The organism is Peptoniphilus gorbachii (assembly GCF_016908115.1).
Taxonomy (GTDB): Bacteria; Bacillota; Clostridia; order Tissierellales; family Peptoniphilaceae; genus Peptoniphilus_A; species Peptoniphilus_A gorbachii.
The window spans coordinates 202,002-221,094 of sequence record NZ_JAFBDH010000001.1; the positions used below are offsets into that span (position 1 = coordinate 202,002).

Here is a 19,093-nt window from a genome sequence, read left to right on the forward strand (position 1 = left end):
TTATTTCAGTTCTTTAATTTATGCAAGCGAACCCATTGGATCCCATGGTTTTAAATGGATTGGTTCTTCACTATATGCTTTTATTACTTTTTCGTCTAAATATTTTTTGTTTATTAGGGCTTGATACATGTATTCGTCAAACCACTCATCACTCATGACAAGATAGCCTCTATCGCCAGCATCTTTTCCCCATGAATTTTCAACTTTATATCTATTTATTTTCTTATTTTCTTCATCATAATCGCAACCAACAAAGACCATGGCATGTGTCATTAGTGACTCCTTGTAGTCTAATCTTTCTTCCTTTGACAAGTCATATTCTACATTTAGTAAATCAAAAATTTTTAAAGTTGAAAGGTCTAAATTTGCTCCCTTTCTGTAGAAGAATTGTGCAACATCACAGCCAAACCAAACTGGCTCACCATCTTTTAGTTGTTTTAAAATTCCGTCTTTCATAACTTCTACTGGCACATTTACATACCTAACCTTGTCAAGTTCCATTACATTACCTAAAAAGTCAACTGTATAAGATTTAAAATAAGGCTTATCCTTAGTTGGTGCATTAATTAAAGAAATATAATCATCTAAATTTACTTCTACATGTTTTTTCAAAAATTCTTGTGGTGTTAAATTTTTGTCAGAAATAAATTCTTCATCTTCATTGCGAACTTCGAAGTCGAATTTTTCTGGTGGAGTTCCTAAGGAAATTGAAAGAACATCATAAATTTTCTTCATATATTCTTCTTGAGTTTTCTTTAATTTTTCTAAATCTTTTTCTTTTTTATAGGAATCCCTCAAATTCTTAGCATACATTCTAAGAATTTTTGTTAAATAATTATTTAAATTTGCTGTTGCAGATGAATTTACTGATTCTTTCATTGCATAAGATGGTACAAGTCCATATTTTTTTATAATATTTTTAATCATATCCCATTGTCCGCCATCTCCCATGGGGTCAGTCAAAATATGAGAAACAAGTCTTCCATCTAAATCTTCATCTAAAGTTCTTATAATTGAATCTAAAAAGTAATTGCATCTTTCTAATTTATCGAAAAATAGAGTATAATTTTTTGAAAGTTCAAAGCCCTTTAAATTATACTTTCTGCAAAGTTTATATTCCATTAAATTAAGAGCTGCAAACATCCAACATCTTCCAGATTGTTTTTGATTCCTAATTTCTTTTTCCTTTAACTCAATATTAAAAGTATGCCTATTCCTTTCGTCTTCAACCCTATCAACAGAAGCTTCAACTAAACCATTATTTACAGCAGCTCTTTGGGCTACTCTATTTGCTCTGTCTTTATAAAATTTTTCTCTACTATTTTGTAAAAATTCTTTTGTTATTTCCATTAAATCATCCTCTTTATAAATAAATTTTTTATATTAAAAATTAACTTACTTTTATATTATACTCTTCTTTTAAAATTTTAAAAAATAACATTTATATGAAAAAGAGACTCTAATAAAAGAGTCTCAAATATTAAAAAAAGCACATTTCTTATTTATTTAGAAGGGTCCTCATGACAAGCACAAGAATTCCCATCATCTTCATGGTGGTGCTTGTGGTCATGGTCATGCTCATGATCATGATGATGGTTCTCTTCATCATCCTCACTCTTATCAATATAGACATTTAAATCTTTTATTCCATAAACTTTTTCTAGTTCTTCACAAAATGCCACTACAGATTTTTCATCAAAGCCATAGATGTAAACTTCACTGCCATAATTTAAGATTTCTAATTTTAAAATCCCATCGTCATAAAGGCTTATTCCCATAAAGTTTAAAGAAGCATCTCCAATTAAATTTTCTAAAATCACTTTTTTGAAGTCTTCATCAACAATTCCTTGATAAATGTATTCGTAGCCATCTTCATCAGAATAAACTGCAAAATCTTCTAATAATTTCTTTGATTTTGCATCTTCCTTTAAAATTTTAACTTGATAAGAATCGCACTTATTTAAATATATTCTTAAAATATCATAAATTGGTTTTAAGTCAATTTCTTGATCAATAAATATATCATTTTCAAAATTTATATAATACAAATAGATCTCTCCTTATTTTATCAAAAAATAAAATTCAATATAAGAATCTTCTGACTTGTCTTCTTTGCCAAAATAAATATCAGAAAATATAATCTTATAAGCATTATTTTCCATTGCTAAATCTTCAAGTTCAATATGATTTTTTGTCTTTTTTAATAGTTTTAAGTTGTCTCTAAGTTTTGCCAAATCAATTGTAAAAACTTTTTTGTAATCATCATGAGATTTTTTATAAATTTTTATTTCTTTTTTATTTTTTTCAAATTTATATTCACCAGATGTAACAACATTATCAAGAGAATATACAAAGATTATTTTTTTGTAACCTTCAATGTCTATGTTAAAACCTAGTTCACTATTCTTAGCTATCTTATCTGCATAAGAATATCCCAAATATTCTTTGTCTTCTACAATATTGGAAAAACCAAATAATTTTGTAAAACTATCTTCATTTAGTTTAAAATCCTTAGGCATATAGCTAAGCTTGTCTACTCTATCCGTCCTAACCATATAGCTTACAATATCTATAATTTGACTTTTTGTACTACTTTCAACATTTACATTTGCTTTTATCTCGTCGCCAGCAATCATTTTATTTTCTTTTAAAAGTTTTTCAAATCTTGTATTTTGTGATCTCACACTTAAACTTGTTGCAGATGCAGGGCCAAGACCTGTTATTAAAATTATTACTGATAAAAAAATTGGAATAGTAATATTTGAATTTTCTCTGTAAAAAATATAATAAATTAGAGATAGAAAAATCCAAACTCCTGCCGCAATTACAATATATCTATTTTCTGTAATTCCATATTCCTGAATTCTTAAATAAATTGCAAAGAACATCATTCCTAATAGTGGAAAGAGTGTAAAGGGAAAAATAATTTTAAATTTATTTATAAATTTAATACTATCTATTCTAGATAGGAAAAATAAATATACCACTGAAAAACTTGCAAACCAAATAACTAAATTAACAATTAAATTATTTGGAATTTGCCATAGCCATAAAATTTTAACAAAATAAGCAAGTAAAATTCCTGTGTAAATAATAACAATAGGAGTCATTATATATACCAACAAAATTTTAAAAGCCTTAGGATATTTATAATCTATAAAAGAATCTCTAACTTTTGGAAAATCAGAGAAAAATGTCACAACATTAAATAAAATAAAGGAAAAAATTCCAACTCTTAAATAAATAGAAGATGAAAAATTTAATTTAAATAAAGTATTTAGTGCATAAATAATTCCGCTAACTCCGATAAAGACAATAAAACTGTATATATTTGAAATAATAAATGCCTTTAATATTTTAGCTACATAAACTACATAATCCTTGTGATAATTAAATTTACCTACAAAAGATGTGCCAACTACTAAAGCTGCAATTAAGGTAAAATAAATAAAATTACTATTATAATGGGATAAAGCCTGATCCTTATCATAAACAAGTTCATAAATCCCATATAAAATTGGAAGGGTGATTACATAGGAAAGTATCTTGAAAAAATTATTATTTTTTAAATTTTTAAGATCGTAATAATTTCTTAATCCTTCATTAAATAGTTTAATAAAGGCGTAGAGAAAAATTCCAAAAACAAAAACTAATCCAAAGCTCATCAACTTGTTATTATATGCTTCAGCGTATTCATCGAAAGTTGATAAAATTAAAAATATTGTGGCAAGTGTAGCAGATATTATTGTGAATGGAAATCTTTTAATGGTGTTTTTAATACTATTAAAATTAAGTAAAGTGTAATTAAAAATTCTCATAACTACCTCCCTATTTTAATAATATATCAAGTATATAGAATTTTAAAGTAAATGGCTTAAATCTTTATCTTTGTATCCACTTTGACATATTTATTTTTTATATACAACTTTTCCCTCAGAAATTGTATAAAGAATTTCGCCTTTTAAATTCTTATTTGCAAAGGGACTATTAGATGATTTTGATTTAAATCTTTCTATTTTGTATTCCTTTTCAAGATCAATTATTGTTAAATCTGCAAGTTTATTAACTGCTATTTCCCCACCTTCAAGTCCATATATTTTTGCAGGATTTGTGCTCATTAGTTCAATTAATTTCATAAGAGATATTTCTTTACTTAAAACTAAGTTTTCATAGCAAATAGAAAAAGATGTCTCTAGTCCAATAATTCCTGATGGCGCCTTAGTTAGTTCTTTTTCCTTTTCTTCAGAGCTGTGAGGAGCGTGATCTGTTGCTATAATTTCAATTGTTCCCTCTTTTATACCTTTTATAATTCTTAATCTGTCTTCTTCACTTCTTAGTGGTGGATTCATTTTTGCAAGACTACCATATTCTAAAACAGCCCTGTCATTTAAGGCTATATGATGTGGCGTCACTTCTGCAAAAATATTTGCACCCATAGATTTTCCAAATTTAACAAGGTCAACACCAAGACCTGTTGATAGATGCTGAATAGAAATTTTTGCACCAGTGTAAATTGCCATGGCTACATCTCTTGCTATAAAAGATGTCTCTGCAATACTTGGTGAGCCATAAATATTTAAAGAATCAGAAACTTCTGAATGATTTATACCATTTTGAGAAATTAAATTTGGATCTTCTTCATGAAAAGAAATTATTGCGCCTATTTTTTTTGCACAATTCATGGCATCTAGTATTAATTTAGAATTTCTATTAGGTATTCCATCATCTGTAAAAGCAATGGCACCAGCTATAAAATTTTCTTCCATATCAACAAGTTCTAAGTCTTCAAAATTTCTTGTGAGAGCAGATACTGTAAAAACTTTTAAAGGTAGGTCTCTTGCTTTTTTATAATGCTCAATTATTTTTTCTTTGTTGTCTATTTTGGGACTAGTATTTGCCATTTGTACTACTGTGGTAAATCCACCAGCAATAGCAGCCTGGCTTCCCGTTTTCAAATCTTCTTTATAAGTTTGACCTGGATCTCTAAAATGAACATGAACATCTATAAGACCTGGTACAAGAACTTTTCCACTTGCATTAATTATTTCTTCATTAGGGTATTTTTTCTCATCAATATTTTTTTCTATTTCAGCTATTATTCCCTTTTCTATTCTTATATCTAAAACTTCATCAGTTCTTGAGATAGGATCAATTATTCTTCCGCCTTTAATAATCATATTTTCTCCTATAATTTATAATGAATCTTAAAAAAGACGAGGAAACACCTCGCCTTTTAAAAAAATTAATTATTCTTCTTCACTTTCTTCTTCATTTTCATCATAGATTTCTAAATCATCAAAATCAAAATCATCATCATATAAATCGAAATCCATGTCTTCATTTTCGTAAACATAATCTTCTAAATCAGCAAGATCTTCTTCAATTATGTCAACATAATCTTCAATCTCTTCACGAGATTCTCTCATTTCATCAATAACATCGCTTAAAATATCTACAAGTTCAGATATAATTTTTCCTTCGTTAGTTGTAGTGTCTAAATCATATCCATCACAAAGTCCTTGCAAATAAGAAATTCTCTTTAATAAATATTCCATATTTCCTCCAAATTAAACTCTAGACATATATTCGCCGTCTCTCGTGTCAATTCTTATAATATCGCCTGTATTAATGAAAAGTGGTACATTAAGAGTGTAACCTGTTTCAACAGTAGCAGGTTTAGATCCACCACTTGATGTATCTCCTTTGACACCTGGTTCAGTTTGAGTTACTTCTAATTCCACAAAGTTTTGAGGTGTAACTCTAAAAGCTTTGCCCTTGTAAAAATTAATAGTAGCCATGTCATTTTCTTTCATGAAGTTAAGTGCGTCTTCTACCATGCTTTTTTCTAGTGGAATTTGTTCGTAAGTTTCTTGATCCATAAAGTAATAAAGTTCTCCATCAGAATATAAATATTGCATTTCTTTATTTTCAATTACAACTTTTTCAAATTTTTCTGATGGGTTAAATGTTGTATCTTTAATACTGCCAGTAAGTACTGATTTAATTTTACTTCTTACAAAAGCAGCACCTTTCCCAGGTTTAACGTGTTGAAAGTCAATTACAACCCAAACATCTCCATCCCATTCAAATGTAAGTCCTTTTCTTAAATCTCCTGCTGTTATCATATTTTCCTCCATATTAAGTATTGTCTTCTAAATCATAATGATTAAGTGAAATTGGCTGAAATTTTATAAAATCAGGCATAACTGAACCATAAAATTTTAAGACTGGTGGATTATATTCAACGCTTATACTAGAATTTTTGTCGTATAAATCAATTAAATACCCCACTAATTTGCAATTATTAGAAATTTGTGCATTATTATTTAAAATAATTATACCAGATATTTTATTATGGTTAAACAAAACTTTGTCATTTATTACTAAAATTTGATTATTTATGTCCGATTCTATTTTTAAACTTCCACTATTTTGTACTATTATATTTACATTATCTAAAGAAATCCTAGGAATTCTTTTTATAGTTTTTTCTAAAGTAACCTCATTTATCTCCTCGACTTCTTGAAAAATGTATTTCTTTCCCTTTTCATCTCCATAAATAAAATCACCATCTAAATTTATAAGCTTATATTTAACATGCGTCCAATTATTTTTTTCAAAAGAATTTTTTATTTTTTCCAAATCATACTTATTAACTTTTCCTGAATTTAGGACACCGTCATCCATTTTATATAATTTATTAATATAATTTGCCCTAATTTTAGCACTAGCTAGTGAGTTTTTATATTTTATGTCAGTAGAAAGTTCAACTAGATCAAAATTTTTTATACTCTTATCATCGTCTAGCAATCTTAACTGAAGTCTTTTAATTTCTGTATCATTTGGTTTAAATCCACAAGCTAAATTATTATAAATGCTATGAGAATTAATTAATTTTTCTAAGTCTTTATTAAAATTTTCTTCAGAGCTTCTAATATTTAATACAGATTCTGCCGCATAATTTGCCTGAATCTTTTCAACTTTATTTAAGCTTATGTATGATGTATTTGACGTATAGGAATATATAAAGTAAAAGAAAAGAGCAAGCAATGAAATTAAAATAATAGTAAAAATATAAATATATCCTTCTTTTCTTTTATTCATAAAGTTTTATCCTCTTTGCTATTTTAAAATTTATTTTATCTTTATCATTATACTTTAAATAAATGTTAAAATAAGGCCCTTGGTCACTTACTTTAAAAGCACCTATCTCTTCAGTCAAGGCATTATTTCCTTTTTTGGGCAAATTATTGAACTTTTGCATTTTATCTACAGTTGTGGAATATCTAAATAATTGATTATCTTTTAATCCATAACTAATATAATTATACTTGTTGTCAACTTTTTTAATAAAATATAGTCCTCCATTAATATAAGTGTAATAATCACAAGATTCTATTTCGTCTTTTATGTAATTTATGGCATAGGACATGTCAGAATTAGTATTTTGATTAATGTAGCTTTTATTTAATATCTTTTGTGTTACTCCAAGAATAGATGTTAAAACCATTGTTATGATTAAAAGCATGGCTATAGAAAGTACAAGCTCAATTAGTGAATAACCCTTCTTGCGGTAAGTATACTTCAAGTTTAATTTCTTCATCACTACCACGCCTCTTTCCACTAACAATTACATGATTTAAATTACCCTCATTATTTTTTACTACATTAATGATAAAATTCTTTTTTGTATCATCGTCCTTATCAAAATTTATTTTCAAATCTTTATTGTTATAAGCATCTCCAATGATCTCTTCCATTTTTGAATTTACAGCATAAATTAATAATTCTCTTTCTTTTAAATAATTTTGATTTTCCAAGAGACTAATAATATTTGGCATAATTACAGATGCAATTAGACCTACAATAGCTATTGAAAACAAAACTTCAATCATTAAATGTCCCTTATTCCTAGTCCTTAATATCATAATAATTCACCTTGCCAGTAACTGGTAAAACTTTTATAGTAATAGTTTTTTTATCCCCTATAGAATAAACAATGGTACCCGCAGAATTATTTTTGCTTATATATGATGGCTTCCCGCTACTTGTAAAATTAATATCATATACATTAGTGGATTTTAATTTAATAAGTTTATTAAACTTAATAGTTTTGATTTTATCTCCAAATTTAACTGTATAGCCATCATTTTCAATTTTGAGGCTGGTTCTACAATTATTAACTTGAGCATAATTTTTTACAAATTTAATATCAAGTGCCAAAGTTTTTAATTGCTGCCTTGCTTCAATTTTCTCTCGAACATTAAAATTAATTACGCCAATTGATAAAAGTACTATTATAATCCCAATTGTTATTACTAGTTCAATTAAAGTAAAACCTTTAGATGTTTTCATTGTATTCAACTTCTTTTATAAAAAAGAATAAATCTTCATTATTTTGTGGCAAAAAATAAATATAACTAATGTCTTCAGCAAATAAATTTATTCTAAACCACTCATTTTGAAGTATTTTTCCTGTAAAAGGAATTTTTTCTCCTGCAATATTAATTATTCCAATTTCTTTGCAAGAATCATAGGGAAATAAAAGTGAAAGAGATACTCCATCACAATGTCTGTCAACTCCAAGCTTTATAATGTCGTAAATTTTTTCTTTATCTACAAAAATTGATATAATCCCAGATTCACTATAATAATTTGTATTTACATTATTATCTACTATAAATTTATTTTCCTCATTTTTATTTGATTCTAAATCCAAATTATTATGATTACTTTCTAATTTGTCTTTAGATTTATTATCAATATTGTCTTTTACGCCATTTAGGTTAGATAACTTTTCTTCATGACCCTTAATTACATTATCTTTATTATTAGTTTTTAAAGATTTTTTTCCTTTTAAAGTTAAGTTTTTCATAATTTTTTTATTTGTACTTTGTAATTCAGTGGCCTTTATATTTTTTATATCAGTTATATTCTTATCTTTCTTATCATCTTTAGAATTTAAATTTTCTTTTTCACTTTCCTTATTATTTAGATCAGATGAATTTTTTTCATTAAAGTAAGCACTTTTTAAATCGGAGTAATAAACAGCCTTTGATGGCTTTTCTGCCTTAAATTCAAAATTAAATGTATTTTCATCATTTCTATTTAAAGTAATATTAGAATAACCATAATAATTTGTTAGCTTAGAAATTTTACCAATATCTCCATTATTTATTATTCCAGATATGGATAGTGTTTCAATATCTGTCTCTGCTTCCTTAGCAATATTTTCTTCTTCTAAATTATTCTCAGCAACAATTTTATCTATATTTTCCTTTGAAAAATTTTCTAAACCACTATATTTATAATTAATTTTTTCATTTTCAATACTTTCATTAAATTGTATTTCAGAAATTTTTTGTTGTTCATTTTTTATCAAAAAATTATAAAATAAAAATTCTAAAAATAACAAAATGAAAATTACCAATAAAATCTTTTCTCTCTTTGAAAATCGCCTATAAGAAATTTTTTTGCTTAAAACATCAAAAATATCCATTCAATTTTTCCTCTAAAAATATTGATAATTTTTCATGAAGCCTTTCATTAGGATGTATTCCATCGATTAAATCATCCTCAATGTTATTTTCTTTAGCATAATCGTAAAATGAAACAACTTTATAATCCTTGGCATTTTCCTTTAATTTTTTGTCAAGATTTTCTATTTTATTGTTCACTGAATTAAAATTTATAAAACTTTCATAAGCTTTATCTAAGTTTTTAAAAGATGTTGGATAGGGTGTGATGACAATAATTTTTCCAGCTAAGCTCTTTAATTTCTCTATAATTTTATTTATATTTTTTAAAACATAATCAAGAGATCTTCCATTATAAAAATCGTTTAAACCTATGAGAATAAAATATAAATCATAACTCATCAAATTATTTATTGCATATAAAACTTCATCAGTAGTTAAGCCATTGACACCGTAGTTATCAATATCATAACCTTTTCCCTGCAAATAATAAATTAAGGATTTTCCTCCAACTAAATATCCTTCAAATATGGAGTCTCCAAGAGCACAAATTCTCATAAAACCTCCTACATAAGTCCTTCTTCTAAAAAACTAAAATACTTATTATCCCCAATAATAATATGATCTAAAATATCAATTCCAATTATCTTTGATGCCTCAACTAAGGTATTGGTAAGATCAATGTCCTCCTTAGAGGGTTTTGGGTCCCCTGTTGGATGATTATGTAGCAAAATAATCGTGTGAGCATTGTCAAAAATGGCAGCCCTAAAAACTTCTCTTGCGTGAACAAGGGTCATATTTATAGTGCCCTTAGATATTTCTCTAACAAAATTTATTTCTTTTTTGGTATTTAAAGTCATAATCCTAAAATGTTCTTCTTCTAAAACACTCATATCACTTAAAACATAATTTGCAGCAATAGATGGAGATGTAACTCTAATTTTTGAATCGTAAGAACTAGCCGAAAGACGCATTCCAAGTTGCACAGCAGCAATAATCATGGCAGCCTTAGCTTCTCCAATTCCTTCCACTTTCATTAAGTTTGAAAAGTTTGCATTTTTAAGACTATTTAAGCCATTCTTATCATTTTCTGATTTTAAACTTCTAAGAACTTTATTGGCTGTATCAATGGATGAATCGCCACTTTTAGACCCAGTTCTTATTATTAAAGCTAAAAGTTCAGCATTGGATAGATAATTTGGCCCAAATTTTATTAATTTTTCCTGAGGTCTCTCATCTTCTGGCATCTCTTTTATTGTGTATCTGTCATTTTCTCTATCTTTCATAAAATCACCACAAGCTTAAATTTAATAATCTCATTAAGTCTCTATTAATCTTTCCAATAGGAAAGCCCACAATATTAAAATAGTCTCCTTCTATATTCTCCACTAAAAGACACCCCTTGCCCTGTATTCCATAAGCACCAGCCTTATCTTTATATTCAAGGGTGTCTAAATATTTTTCTATTTCATCATCACTTAAATCATAAAATTTAACAGAAGATTTATCATAGCTAACATATTTAATTTTTTTAGATAATTTAAATATTGCATAACCTGTATAAACATTGTGAATTTTTCCGCTTAAACTTTTAATCATAATCTTTGCATCTTCACGATTTTTTGGTTTTCCAAGAAGCTTTCCATCAAGTTCAACTAAAGTGTCTGCAGATAAAACTACTTCATCAACATTATCCTTTGCAACTTCTATTCCTTTTTCATAGGCAAGTGCCATAACAGTTGTCCAAGGAGAAAAACAATCATCTTTTATCTCATCAATTTCTTTAGAAATTACAGTAAAGTCTATAAATTTTGATAGGATTTCTCTCCTTCTAGGAGAATTTGATGCTAAAATAATTTTTTCCATTTCAACCTCTCTCTTTTGAAATATTTGTATTGTCGACTACATAGATTGAAGTAAGGCCAACAAAAAAACCAGTAAAAATCCCTAAAATAACGAGAAGTGGTAAATAAGCAAGTATTGCAGTAGTTTTCATAATATATGATGCAACTAAAACTTGACCCAAATTGTGAAAAAAAGATCCAATCTCACTAATACCAATTAGCGATAAATATTTTTTCAAAAATTTGTGGGATAAAATCATAGCAAAAGAACTTAAAATAGCTCCTCCCATTGAAAAAAAGAAACTAGAAACTGCACCAGTAACCAGTGCCAAAATCACAGTTTTAAATATAGATACAAAAAATCCCTCTTTATATCCTATGGCAACTATAGTTACAAGAACTACAATATTTGATAAACCAAGTCTTGCTCCAGGTATTGCAACAGGAAGTGGAATAACACTTTCAAAAAGTCCAAGGACGATTCCCAAAGCACTAAGTAGAGATAAATAAATTAATTTTCTATTATTTCTCATTTTATTATCAAATCCAAACTATCCTCATTTTTTTTGTCAGAGACAATTTTTACCATAAGTCTATTAGGTAGGCAAATAATCGAATCTCCAGCTATAGAAATTTTTCCCATCTTCATACAAATTTTTTCCTTACAATTAGATTCATGCATGTAGACCTTTCCATTTTCAATTATTACTTCGTTCTTACCATAAATAGTATTTATATCAATTTTTTCTTTTGTATTATTAGTTAAGGGAAGCTCTTTATAAATTTTTCCATCTACAGTTATGACAACCTTTTTTGAAATATTATTTTCTTCCTTAGGCAATTTATTTGTAAAAAGATAAATCAAAAAGGAGGCAATTACTAGTAAAATAATAACTAATATATCCGCTTTTTTTAACTTTTTCATAGTTTTATTATAGCACAAAGTTTAACTTGCAAATATAATTTAAATTTGTAAATAAAAAACTCTATAAAATCTTAGAAATCAATCTAAAATATTATAGAGTAAATTAGTTAAAAAAAGTGAGACTTTAGTCTCACTTTTATTATTCTGCTTCTGCAACAATTTCTTTGCCTGCATAGTGTCCACAAGAAGGACAAACTCTATGAGGTAATTTCATTTCATGGCAGTTAGGACATTCAACTACTGTTGCTTTATTTAATCTGTAAGAAGATGCTCTTCTCTTGTTCTTTCTTTGTTTTGAAGTTTTTCTCTTAGGTACGGCCATTTCTACACCTCCTCATCTTTAAATAAATCTAATAACTTTCCAAATCTTGGATCCATTGATTCTTGTACAGATTCTTCTTCATGGCAATCACATGGACCATCATTTAAGTTCTTTCCACAATGTGGACAAAGTCCCTTGCAATCTTCGCTGCACAAATTTTTACCTCCAATAGAAGTAATAATTTGTGAAAAAATAATCTCTGAAAGATTAATGGAATCATCGGTAATTTTAAAATACTCATCTATTGAATCTTCATCATATAGACTTGGGTCTTTAAAATTGTAAGCAATGTAAGATGTCTCTTTTTCCTTTATAAATTCTTTGAGGCACCTGTCACAAATTGCTTTGAATTTGTAGGAAATATCAAGACAAAGTTCTAATTCCCCTGTCAAATCATGAATATATCCCTTGTACTCTATTGGATAGATGAGATTTAGATCTTCTAAACTCAAATCCGTGTCATTTTCCTTTAAGCTACCCTGAAAGTCAAGCCTAACTTCATCAGATGACAAAAAAGTACTAAGATCTAATTTCATATACTCACCTCAAAAATACATACAAATCATTATAACTTTTTATTTTTTAAATGTCAACAAAAATCTTGAAAATTATGCTTTTACAAGTTCCTTTGTATCTCTTGCAATCATAAGCTCTTCGTTAGTTGGAATTACAAAAATCTTAATGGAAGAATCGTCAGCAGAAATAAGTTTGTCTTCTCCTCTAACATTATTTCTTTCAGGATCAATCTTAATTCCAAGAGATTTCAATCCATTAACTATTGACTCTCTCATTTCAATTGAATTTTCACCAACGCCTGCTGTAAATACAATTGCGTCAACATGGTCAAGTTCAGTCATGTAAGAACCAATGTAGCCACGAACTCTTTTTTCGAAGATATCAAGGGCAAGTTTTGCTCTCTTGTTTCCTTCATCTCTAGCTGCTTCAATATCTCTAAAGTCACTTGATACTCCAGAAATTCCAAGTACACCAGATTTTTTATTTATTAATGTGTTAATTTCATCAGTGGAAAGATTTTCTTTTTCCATAATGAATGGAAGAATAGCTGGGTCTAAATCACCACATCTAGTTCCCATTGCAAGTCCTTCAAGTGGTGTGAATCCCATTGATGTGTCAATTGATTTACCATTTTTAACTGCACAAATACTTGAACCATTTCCAAGGTGACAAGTAATTAAGTTAACTTCATTTACATCTTTTCCTAACATTTCAGCTGCTCTGTTAGTTATATATTTATGAGAAGTTCCGTGGAAACCAAATCTTCTAATTTTATATTTTTCATAGTATTCATATGGAAGTGCATAGATGTAGCTTTCAGCTGGCATAGTTTGGTGGAAAGCTGTATCAAATACTGCAACTTGTTTAACATTAGGAAGAAGTCTTTGGCAAGCTTTGATTCCCATAATGTTTGGTGGATTGTGAAGAGGAGCTATTTCAACATTATCTTCAATTCCCTTTAAAACTTTTTCATCTATTACAACAGATTTAGCGAAATCTTCGCCACCATGTACAACTCTGTGACCTACAGCATCAATTTCATCAAGAGATTTAATTGCACCGTATTCTTCATTTGTTAGGGATTCCATTACAAGTTCAAGAGCTCTCTTGTGGTCTTGCATTGGAGTTTCAATAGTTTTCTTTTCCTTTCCTATTGTTTCGTGTTTAATTCTTGAACCTTCAATTCCAATTCTTTCAACTAAACCCTTTGCCATCAATTCTTCAGTTTCCATATCAATTAATTGATATTTTAGAGAAGAAGATCCGCAATTAATTACTAATATCTTCATATTTCCTCCTCATGTTTTTTAAATTTCTTAAATATAGTATAATAACTAATAATAAGTTTATAACAGATGTAGCCATTAGTCAATAATTGGAGATTTAAAATATGAAAATTGCTTCTATAATTGCGGAGTACAATCCCTTCCACAGGGGTCATGCCTACCAAATTAAAAAAATAAAAAGTGAATACTCAGATTATATAGTTGTTATTATGTCTGGAAATTTTGTGCAAAGGGGCGAGCCTGCCATAATAAATAAATTTGAAAGGGCAAAAATTGCAGTGGATAATGGAGCAAGTCTTGTATTAGAGCTCCCCCTCTTCTACGCAACATCAAATGCAGAAATATTTGCTCGCGGCGGCATTTCTATTTTAGATTCTATGGACATCATAAATAGGCTTTACTTTGGTAGTGAAGATGATGCTTCAATTTTAAAAAATTTGTCAGAAAAAATTTATAAAAACTTAGATGATGAGAAAATAAAAAAATTTTTGAATGAGGGAAATTCCTATATAAAATCTCGTGAGCTTGCCATGGATTTTCTAAATAAAGAAGAAAAAGAAATTTTAAAAAAACCAAATAATATTTTAGGCTTGGAGTACATCAAAAATTTAGAAAAAATAAATTCAAAAATTGAAGCTCACTCAATAGAAAGAAAGAACGTAAACCACAAGGACGATTTTGCCCATGAAGGCTTTGCATCGGCATCTCACATTAGAAAGCTTGCCTATAGAGGCGAGGATGTTTCAAATTTTATTCCAGACTATGAGCTAATTACAGAAAATAAATTAGAAAATTATTTTGAAATTTTTAAATATAAAATGATCTCAGAAAAAATAAATTTCAGCCATTACTTTGACTATGAAGTTGGACTTGAAAATAGAATTTTAGAAAATTTAGACTCCAAAAACTTTGAAGAACTAATAGAAAAAGTTCACTCAAAGAGGCACAGCAGGTCAAGGATAAAGAGGCTTATCCTAGAAATACTCTTAGACATAAAAAAAGATGCCATAAAAAAATCCTTTGAAACTCCCTACACAAGAGTCCTTGCCTGCGACGAAAGAGGCATAGAGATCTTAAAAAAATCAAAAAATAAAAATAAAATTTATTCCTTTAAAAGCTTTTATGACAAATCAACTAGCATTACAAAAGAGATGCTTGATAAAGAAATCTTGGCAAGTGATCTCTACAACATAAAATCTGGGAAAATAAAGACAGACTTCACCACAGAAGTCTATAAAAAATAAACTCTCACCCTTGGAAATTTCAAAATCTCTAATTCCTATGGATGAGAGTTTTTTCTTAGTCTTTAGTCTCTCTTATTGACTTTTCATAAATATTTGTAAATTCTTTTATATCCTTATTCCTTACAACTTCTTCTGGAACATCGTAAACATTAACAGAACCTGCCCATGACTCGGCTTCCCCATCAGGCTTTTTGTTTTCCTCTGGAATTAAAATAATAGAATATTTCGTAACCTTTAAAGAAGTCTTGTCCATAATTTTTTGCAAATCACAGAGAAGATCAAAGCACTTTTCAAGGCTTGGCTTTTTAGCATAACCAAGAGCCTGGGCATTTATATCTTCCTTAAAATTATTAAAATCAAATTTTTGGTCTAGAGTGAGTTTCTCTTCAATATCATCATTAACTGTAGTTAAAGAAATTTTATAAGGAAAATTATATTCTTCCGCAAGGCTTTTACCATAATCATTTAATTCATTATCAAGTCTTATAAATGTGTTGAATAAAATAGAGTCGTAAGTATCTGCCTTTATCTTACCAAAAGAATCAAAGCTCAAATAAAACTTAGTGTCCTCACTATTTTTGTCACTGAGTCTTACAATATAGTAGCCGTCCTTAAAATTATAATAGGCCCTGTCACGATCTAGGTCCAAGTCCTTGTAATTAGCCTCAATATATTTAGTAGCAGACCTCTCTGCTATTAGTCTAGAAATAGGATTTCCGAAAAATATTAGATAAAAGATTGAGAAAATTATAGCTAATAAAACAAATAAGCCAATAAAAACTTTGCTAAGCTTACCCTTACTCATAACAAAACCTCCTTTATTGGAATTTATTATATTATATCACAGAAAAAAACTCGAAGCCTAGCCCCGAGTTTTTAATCCTTAATATATTATTTATCTTGGAATTCTCTAAGTCTAGGAACAAATTCCTTATAAAAGGCATCGCTCATATCAGCGTGGAATTTTGCAATTTTTTCCCAATTAGACTTATCCCTTGAGTTTATATTTTCTATTGAGGCGTCAATAGTTGAAACTTTTTTATCATCCAACCTATTCCAAGATAGTTTATAGCCCAAATTATTTTCAATACTTTCCTTATACTTATACAAATAATCAAAAGCAGCTTTATTTTTTTCTTTGTCAGATTTATTTAATACCATAGATACTTTAGCAGATTTCATATAAAAATAACAAGAAATATAAAATCTATTTATGCCAATAGCTCCACTAACCCAAGAATTTTTAGTTATATTAACATTTCTAAAAGTTTCATTATCAATATTTGCTTCTTTAATTATAGGAATAGCATAATTCCAATATTCTTCTTTTAAGTTTTCTGGAGACCTATCAAAATTTTCAGATTCTTCAAAATAAAAAACTAAATTATCAAGACCTTCATTATATAGTTCAAATAGCTTCTCCAATATTTTTATTTTTGTATTTGTATTATTATTTGTAGAGACAAAAATATTCTCATCTATTTTTTCAAAACTTCGCAAATCATTAGAAGTTGTAAAAAAATTAAGTCCTAAAATGTCCCTTGGCTCCTCAGCCACTAAATTTATTAACTTCGACTTATCTTCCTCATGCATGGTTTTTATTATAAAAGTAAAGGCTTCTGCCCAATTTTTAAAAAATAACTCTTCTCCTCTAAAGTTAATTTTTATAAGTTTTTTTCCCTTTAAATCATAATCATCATCCAAAGAAATATATTCTTCATCTGCGATTATAGGCTTATAACTTGAAATAGGGTATTTCCAGATCTCATTTACTGCTAAATTTAATAAATCTTCATGTCTTTTTTCAATTTCATCTTCTCCCCATGAGTCCAATAAAGCCAAGTCTTGATTCATTCTAATTCCACTCTTCTTAAAGCCATGACTTCCATCCCTCTTTTTCTCAAAAGAAGAATTTCCCATATCAGAATTATATCCAGTTATAGTAAGATTTCCTAGCTTGTGAATCCACTTTTCATGAATCTCCTCAGCATTGTCACCTAACTCTTTAAACCAATCATTATTTAATTTTTGAGGCATAATATGCTCAATACTATATGTTCCACTATCTAAATGATTGTAAATATCTTTAGTTTCAACAGTGCCGTAATTTTCAATTTTATTAAATAAATAGTTTTTAAACCTACCACGCATTAAATAAATATCTTTATTACTTAAATTTTCGTAAAATTCTTCATCTTTAGGAAACCTACCAGATTCCTTTTTGTTAGTAAGATTATATTTTAACTTCTCCACATAATTATCAGTAGACCCATCATATCTAATAATATCTTTGTTTAAGTTCAAAAATATTTTATTAAGTGCATTAGTTGCAACACCGCAAATATTTCTTCTAAATAAATAAATTTCAACAATTGTAAAAATTCCAATTAAATCATCAACAGATAGCTTTCCTTCATCATGTAAACTAAATACCTCCATAAAGAAAGGTTCAGTAACAGTAATTTCCATTTTATTCATATTAAACATGGTATCATCTAAAGCTTTAGTATTAAAGCTGCTATCGCCTTTCATTAGCTTATTATAAAACTTAGAATACCTAAGCATATCTTCTAATAAATCTTTTAGAGTGTCATTGTGCTTATTTACATAATCTTTGAATTCTAAATAAACTTTTGCCATAGTTGGAGTTGAAAAAGTCTTAATGCTCAAATAATTTCTAACAAAGTTGTCGATTTTTTTATTAGTCAAATCCTCTATCTTTATCCAATACTTTTCAAAATAATCATTTTGTATGTCTAAAGGCAAATTCATTAGGATAAAATTCCTTATCTTGTCACCTTCACTAAGAGCAAGACCAGTGGAGTTTAAACTTTCAAAAATTAGCTGAGCATCATCATCTTTATCTAAAGTTATCGATATAACTTGAAGTCTTTGAATAGCATAATAAATTTCATCAATAATATCAGAATCATTTTTTAATCTATCATAAAAATATTTAAAATTAATTGTTAAATTAGAATTTTCTATGTAATCTTCCTTAGCCTCAAAAATCAAATTATATAAAGCTTGTCTATCTCTTTTAACAGGAATTAATTTAATCCTATTATCCATGTCAGCCCATTTAGAAATAATAAATCTCTCCATAATTTGGTTGCTCAAATCTCTAACGTTAGACTTAGCTTCGCCCTCTTCTACTAACTTTGCAAGAGCAAGAAGAAGTAGGGTCACAGTTGTAAGTCTTTGCTGACCATCAATAATATAGAATTCAGTAGTTGCTCCGCCGCCTTTGACATCAGAGACAATGCTGCCGAAAAAGTGAGTTCCACCGTTTTTAGTAAGTCTTATTAAATCATTATAAAGTTGTTTGCAATTATCAATTTTCCAATCATATCTTCTTTGATAAACAGGAATAACATATCTGTGACTAGACCCTTCCATGTAAGAAAATAAAAATATACCGTCGCCTTTCATCACTACCTCCTAGGTCATAATTCTATTTATATTTTATCATATAAAAAA

The 19,093-nt window shown here is 28.1% G+C and carries 22 protein-coding genes; 1 reads left to right on the plus strand and 21 read right to left on the minus strand.

All coding sequences use genetic code 11. The features are described from left to right. Positions 1-18 precede the first annotated feature (18 nt). From JOD41_RS00950 to JOD41_RS01040, 19 genes are all read right to left on the minus strand, one after another. Positions 19-1,350 carry a C1 family peptidase gene (locus JOD41_RS00950; RefSeq protein ID WP_205051209.1) on the minus strand — a complete coding sequence of 444 codons (1,332 nt, stop codon included), beginning with the start codon at positions 1,348-1,350 and terminating at the stop codon, positions 19-21. A gap of 152 nt (positions 1,351-1,502) precedes the next feature. Next, a complete protein-coding gene (locus JOD41_RS00955) occupies positions 1,503-2,048 on the minus strand; it encodes a hypothetical protein (protein WP_205051210.1) in 546 nt (181 codons plus the stop codon). A gap of 12 nt (positions 2,049-2,060) precedes the next feature. Beyond that, positions 2,061-3,818: a DUF4153 domain-containing protein gene (locus JOD41_RS00960; protein WP_205051211.1), complete on the minus strand. Its 1,758-nt coding sequence runs from the start codon at positions 3,816-3,818 to the stop codon at positions 2,061-2,063. Positions 3,819-3,908: 90 nt separating this feature from the next. Continuing rightward, positions 3,909-5,177, minus strand: coding sequence for a dihydroorotase (locus JOD41_RS00965; RefSeq protein WP_205051212.1), 1,269 nt, complete (start codon positions 5,175-5,177; stop codon positions 3,909-3,911). Between the two features lie 69 nt (positions 5,178-5,246). Beyond that, on the minus strand, positions 5,247-5,555 hold the full coding sequence (locus tag JOD41_RS00970; protein ID WP_205051213.1) for a CD1247 N-terminal domain-containing protein: 309 nt from the start codon (positions 5,553-5,555) through the stop codon (positions 5,247-5,249). Positions 5,556-5,567: 12 nt separating this feature from the next. Continuing rightward, the gene (gene efp, locus JOD41_RS00975; RefSeq protein ID WP_205051214.1) at positions 5,568-6,125 is read right to left on the minus strand and encodes an elongation factor P; all 558 of its coding nucleotides are present in this window, start codon (positions 6,123-6,125) and stop codon (positions 5,568-5,570) included. A gap of 13 nt (positions 6,126-6,138) precedes the next feature. Then, the gene (locus JOD41_RS00980; RefSeq protein WP_205051215.1) at positions 6,139-7,104 is read right to left on the minus strand and encodes a hypothetical protein; all 966 of its coding nucleotides are present in this window, start codon (positions 7,102-7,104) and stop codon (positions 6,139-6,141) included. After that, positions 7,097-7,603 (minus strand): PilW family protein, encoded by a 507-nt coding sequence (locus tag JOD41_RS00985; RefSeq protein ID WP_205051216.1) that lies wholly within the window; start codon positions 7,601-7,603, stop codon positions 7,097-7,099. Before JOD41_RS00985 ends, JOD41_RS00980 begins: the two co-directional genes overlap by 8 nt. Next, a complete protein-coding gene (locus JOD41_RS00990; RefSeq protein ID WP_156700826.1) occupies positions 7,548-7,928 on the minus strand; it encodes a type II secretion system protein in 381 nt (126 codons plus the stop codon). The genes JOD41_RS00985 and JOD41_RS00990 overlap by 56 nt, the downstream gene beginning before the upstream one ends. Then, positions 7,912-8,355, minus strand: coding sequence for a type II secretion system protein (locus tag JOD41_RS00995; RefSeq protein WP_205051217.1), 444 nt, complete (start codon positions 8,353-8,355; stop codon positions 7,912-7,914). Before JOD41_RS00995 ends, JOD41_RS00990 begins: the two co-directional genes overlap by 17 nt. Beyond that, positions 8,342-9,499: a hypothetical protein gene (locus JOD41_RS01000; RefSeq protein ID WP_205051218.1), complete on the minus strand. Its 1,158-nt coding sequence runs from the start codon at positions 9,497-9,499 to the stop codon at positions 8,342-8,344. Before JOD41_RS01000 ends, JOD41_RS00995 begins: the two co-directional genes overlap by 14 nt. Further along, on the minus strand, positions 9,486-10,034 hold the full coding sequence (locus JOD41_RS01005) for an SGNH/GDSL hydrolase family protein (RefSeq protein ID WP_205051219.1): 549 nt from the start codon (positions 10,032-10,034) through the stop codon (positions 9,486-9,488). Before JOD41_RS01005 ends, JOD41_RS01000 begins: the two co-directional genes overlap by 14 nt. Positions 10,035-10,042: 8 nt before the next feature. Continuing rightward, on the minus strand, positions 10,043-10,762 hold the full coding sequence (gene radC / locus JOD41_RS01010; RefSeq protein WP_205051220.1) for a RadC family protein: 720 nt from the start codon (positions 10,760-10,762) through the stop codon (positions 10,043-10,045). 4 nt (positions 10,763-10,766) lie between these two features. After that, positions 10,767-11,342: a nucleoside triphosphate pyrophosphatase gene (locus JOD41_RS01015; RefSeq protein ID WP_205051221.1), complete on the minus strand. Its 576-nt coding sequence runs from the start codon at positions 11,340-11,342 to the stop codon at positions 10,767-10,769. A gap of 1 nt (position 11,343) precedes the next feature. After that, complete coding sequence (locus JOD41_RS01020; RefSeq protein WP_156700815.1) at positions 11,344-11,853, minus strand: Gx transporter family protein; 510 nt, start codon at positions 11,851-11,853, stop codon at positions 11,344-11,346. Next, positions 11,850-12,245 (minus strand): NusG domain II-containing protein, encoded by a 396-nt coding sequence (locus JOD41_RS01025; protein WP_205051222.1) that lies wholly within the window; start codon positions 12,243-12,245, stop codon positions 11,850-11,852. The genes JOD41_RS01020 and JOD41_RS01025 overlap by 4 nt, the downstream gene beginning before the upstream one ends. 139 nt (positions 12,246-12,384) lie before the next feature. After that, entirely contained in the window at positions 12,385-12,567 is a 183-nt protein-coding gene (gene rpmF, locus JOD41_RS01030; protein ID WP_019107039.1) for a 50S ribosomal protein L32, read from the minus strand. Between the two features lie 2 nt (positions 12,568-12,569). Then, the gene (locus JOD41_RS01035; RefSeq protein WP_205051223.1) at positions 12,570-13,103 is read right to left on the minus strand and encodes a YceD family protein; all 534 of its coding nucleotides are present in this window, start codon (positions 13,101-13,103) and stop codon (positions 12,570-12,572) included. 72 nt (positions 13,104-13,175) lie between these two features. Next, positions 13,176-14,372 (minus strand): acetate/propionate family kinase, encoded by a 1,197-nt coding sequence (locus tag JOD41_RS01040; RefSeq protein ID WP_156700809.1) that lies wholly within the window; start codon positions 14,370-14,372, stop codon positions 13,176-13,178. 101 nt (positions 14,373-14,473) lie between these two features. Between JOD41_RS01040 and JOD41_RS01045 the strand changes: the two genes are divergently transcribed. Continuing rightward, on the plus strand, positions 14,474-15,613 hold the full coding sequence (locus JOD41_RS01045; RefSeq protein WP_205051224.1) for a tRNA(Met) cytidine acetate ligase: 1,140 nt from the start codon (positions 14,474-14,476) through the stop codon (positions 15,611-15,613). A 55-nt stretch (positions 15,614-15,668) separates the two neighbouring features. Here the strand turns inward: JOD41_RS01045 and JOD41_RS01050 are convergent, their stop codons facing one another. After that, positions 15,669-16,418 (minus strand): YfjL-like protein, encoded by a 750-nt coding sequence (locus tag JOD41_RS01050; protein WP_205051225.1) that lies wholly within the window; start codon positions 16,416-16,418, stop codon positions 15,669-15,671. A gap of 86 nt (positions 16,419-16,504) precedes the next feature. Next, complete coding sequence (locus JOD41_RS01055) at positions 16,505-19,045, minus strand: DUF4268 domain-containing protein (RefSeq protein WP_205051226.1); 2,541 nt, start codon at positions 19,043-19,045, stop codon at positions 16,505-16,507. Positions 19,046-19,093: the final 48 nt, after the last annotated feature.

Excerpts from the sequence above, each read along its gene's own strand:
- JOD41_RS01015 (WP_205051221.1), bottom strand. The coding sequence starts at position 11,342 with ATGGAAAAAATTATTTTAGCATCAAATTCTCCTAGAAGGAGAGAAATC.
- radC (WP_205051220.1), bottom strand. The coding sequence starts at position 10,762 with ATGAAAGATAGAGAAAATGACAGATACACAATAAAAGAGATGCCAGAA.
- JOD41_RS00965 (WP_205051212.1), bottom strand. The coding sequence starts at position 5,177 with ATGATTATTAAAGGCGGAAGAATAATTGATCCTATCTCAAGAACTGAT.
- JOD41_RS00985 (WP_205051216.1), bottom strand. The coding sequence starts at position 7,603 with ATGAAGAAATTAAACTTGAAGTATACTTACCGCAAGAAGGGTTATTCA.
- JOD41_RS00980 (WP_205051215.1), bottom strand. The coding sequence starts at position 7,104 with ATGAATAAAAGAAAAGAAGGATATATTTATATTTTTACTATTATTTTA.
- efp (WP_205051214.1), bottom strand. The coding sequence starts at position 6,125 with ATGATAACAGCAGGAGATTTAAGAAAAGGACTTACATTTGAATGGGAT.
- JOD41_RS01035 (WP_205051223.1), bottom strand. The coding sequence starts at position 13,103 with ATGAAATTAGATCTTAGTACTTTTTTGTCATCTGATGAAGTTAGGCTT.
- JOD41_RS00990 (WP_156700826.1), bottom strand. The coding sequence starts at position 7,928 with ATGATATTAAGGACTAGGAATAAGGGACATTTAATGATTGAAGTTTTG.
- JOD41_RS00995 (WP_205051217.1), bottom strand. The coding sequence starts at position 8,355 with ATGAAAACATCTAAAGGTTTTACTTTAATTGAACTAGTAATAACAATT.
- JOD41_RS00960 (WP_205051211.1), bottom strand. The coding sequence starts at position 3,818 with ATGAGAATTTTTAATTACACTTTACTTAATTTTAATAGTATTAAAAAC.
- JOD41_RS01005 (WP_205051219.1), bottom strand. The coding sequence starts at position 10,034 with ATGAGAATTTGTGCTCTTGGAGACTCCATATTTGAAGGATATTTAGTT.
- JOD41_RS01045 (WP_205051224.1), top strand. The coding sequence starts at position 14,474 with ATGAAAATTGCTTCTATAATTGCGGAGTACAATCCCTTCCACAGGGGT.
- JOD41_RS01020 (WP_156700815.1), bottom strand. The coding sequence starts at position 11,853 with ATGAGAAATAATAGAAAATTAATTTATTTATCTCTACTTAGTGCTTTG.
- JOD41_RS01025 (WP_205051222.1), bottom strand. The coding sequence starts at position 12,245 with ATGAAAAAGTTAAAAAAAGCGGATATATTAGTTATTATTTTACTAGTA.
- rpmF (WP_019107039.1), bottom strand. The coding sequence starts at position 12,567 with ATGGCCGTACCTAAGAGAAAAACTTCAAAACAAAGAAAGAACAAGAGA.
- JOD41_RS00950 (WP_205051209.1), bottom strand. The coding sequence starts at position 1,350 with ATGGAAATAACAAAAGAATTTTTACAAAATAGTAGAGAAAAATTTTAT.
- JOD41_RS01040 (WP_156700809.1), bottom strand. The coding sequence starts at position 14,372 with ATGAAGATATTAGTAATTAATTGCGGATCTTCTTCTCTAAAATATCAA.
- JOD41_RS00970 (WP_205051213.1), bottom strand. The coding sequence starts at position 5,555 with ATGGAATATTTATTAAAGAGAATTTCTTATTTGCAAGGACTTTGTGAT.
- JOD41_RS01000 (WP_205051218.1), bottom strand. The coding sequence starts at position 9,499 with ATGGATATTTTTGATGTTTTAAGCAAAAAAATTTCTTATAGGCGATTT.
- JOD41_RS01055 (WP_205051226.1), bottom strand. The coding sequence starts at position 19,045 with ATGAAAGGCGACGGTATATTTTTATTTTCTTACATGGAAGGGTCTAGT.
- JOD41_RS01050 (WP_205051225.1), bottom strand. The coding sequence starts at position 16,418 with ATGAGTAAGGGTAAGCTTAGCAAAGTTTTTATTGGCTTATTTGTTTTA.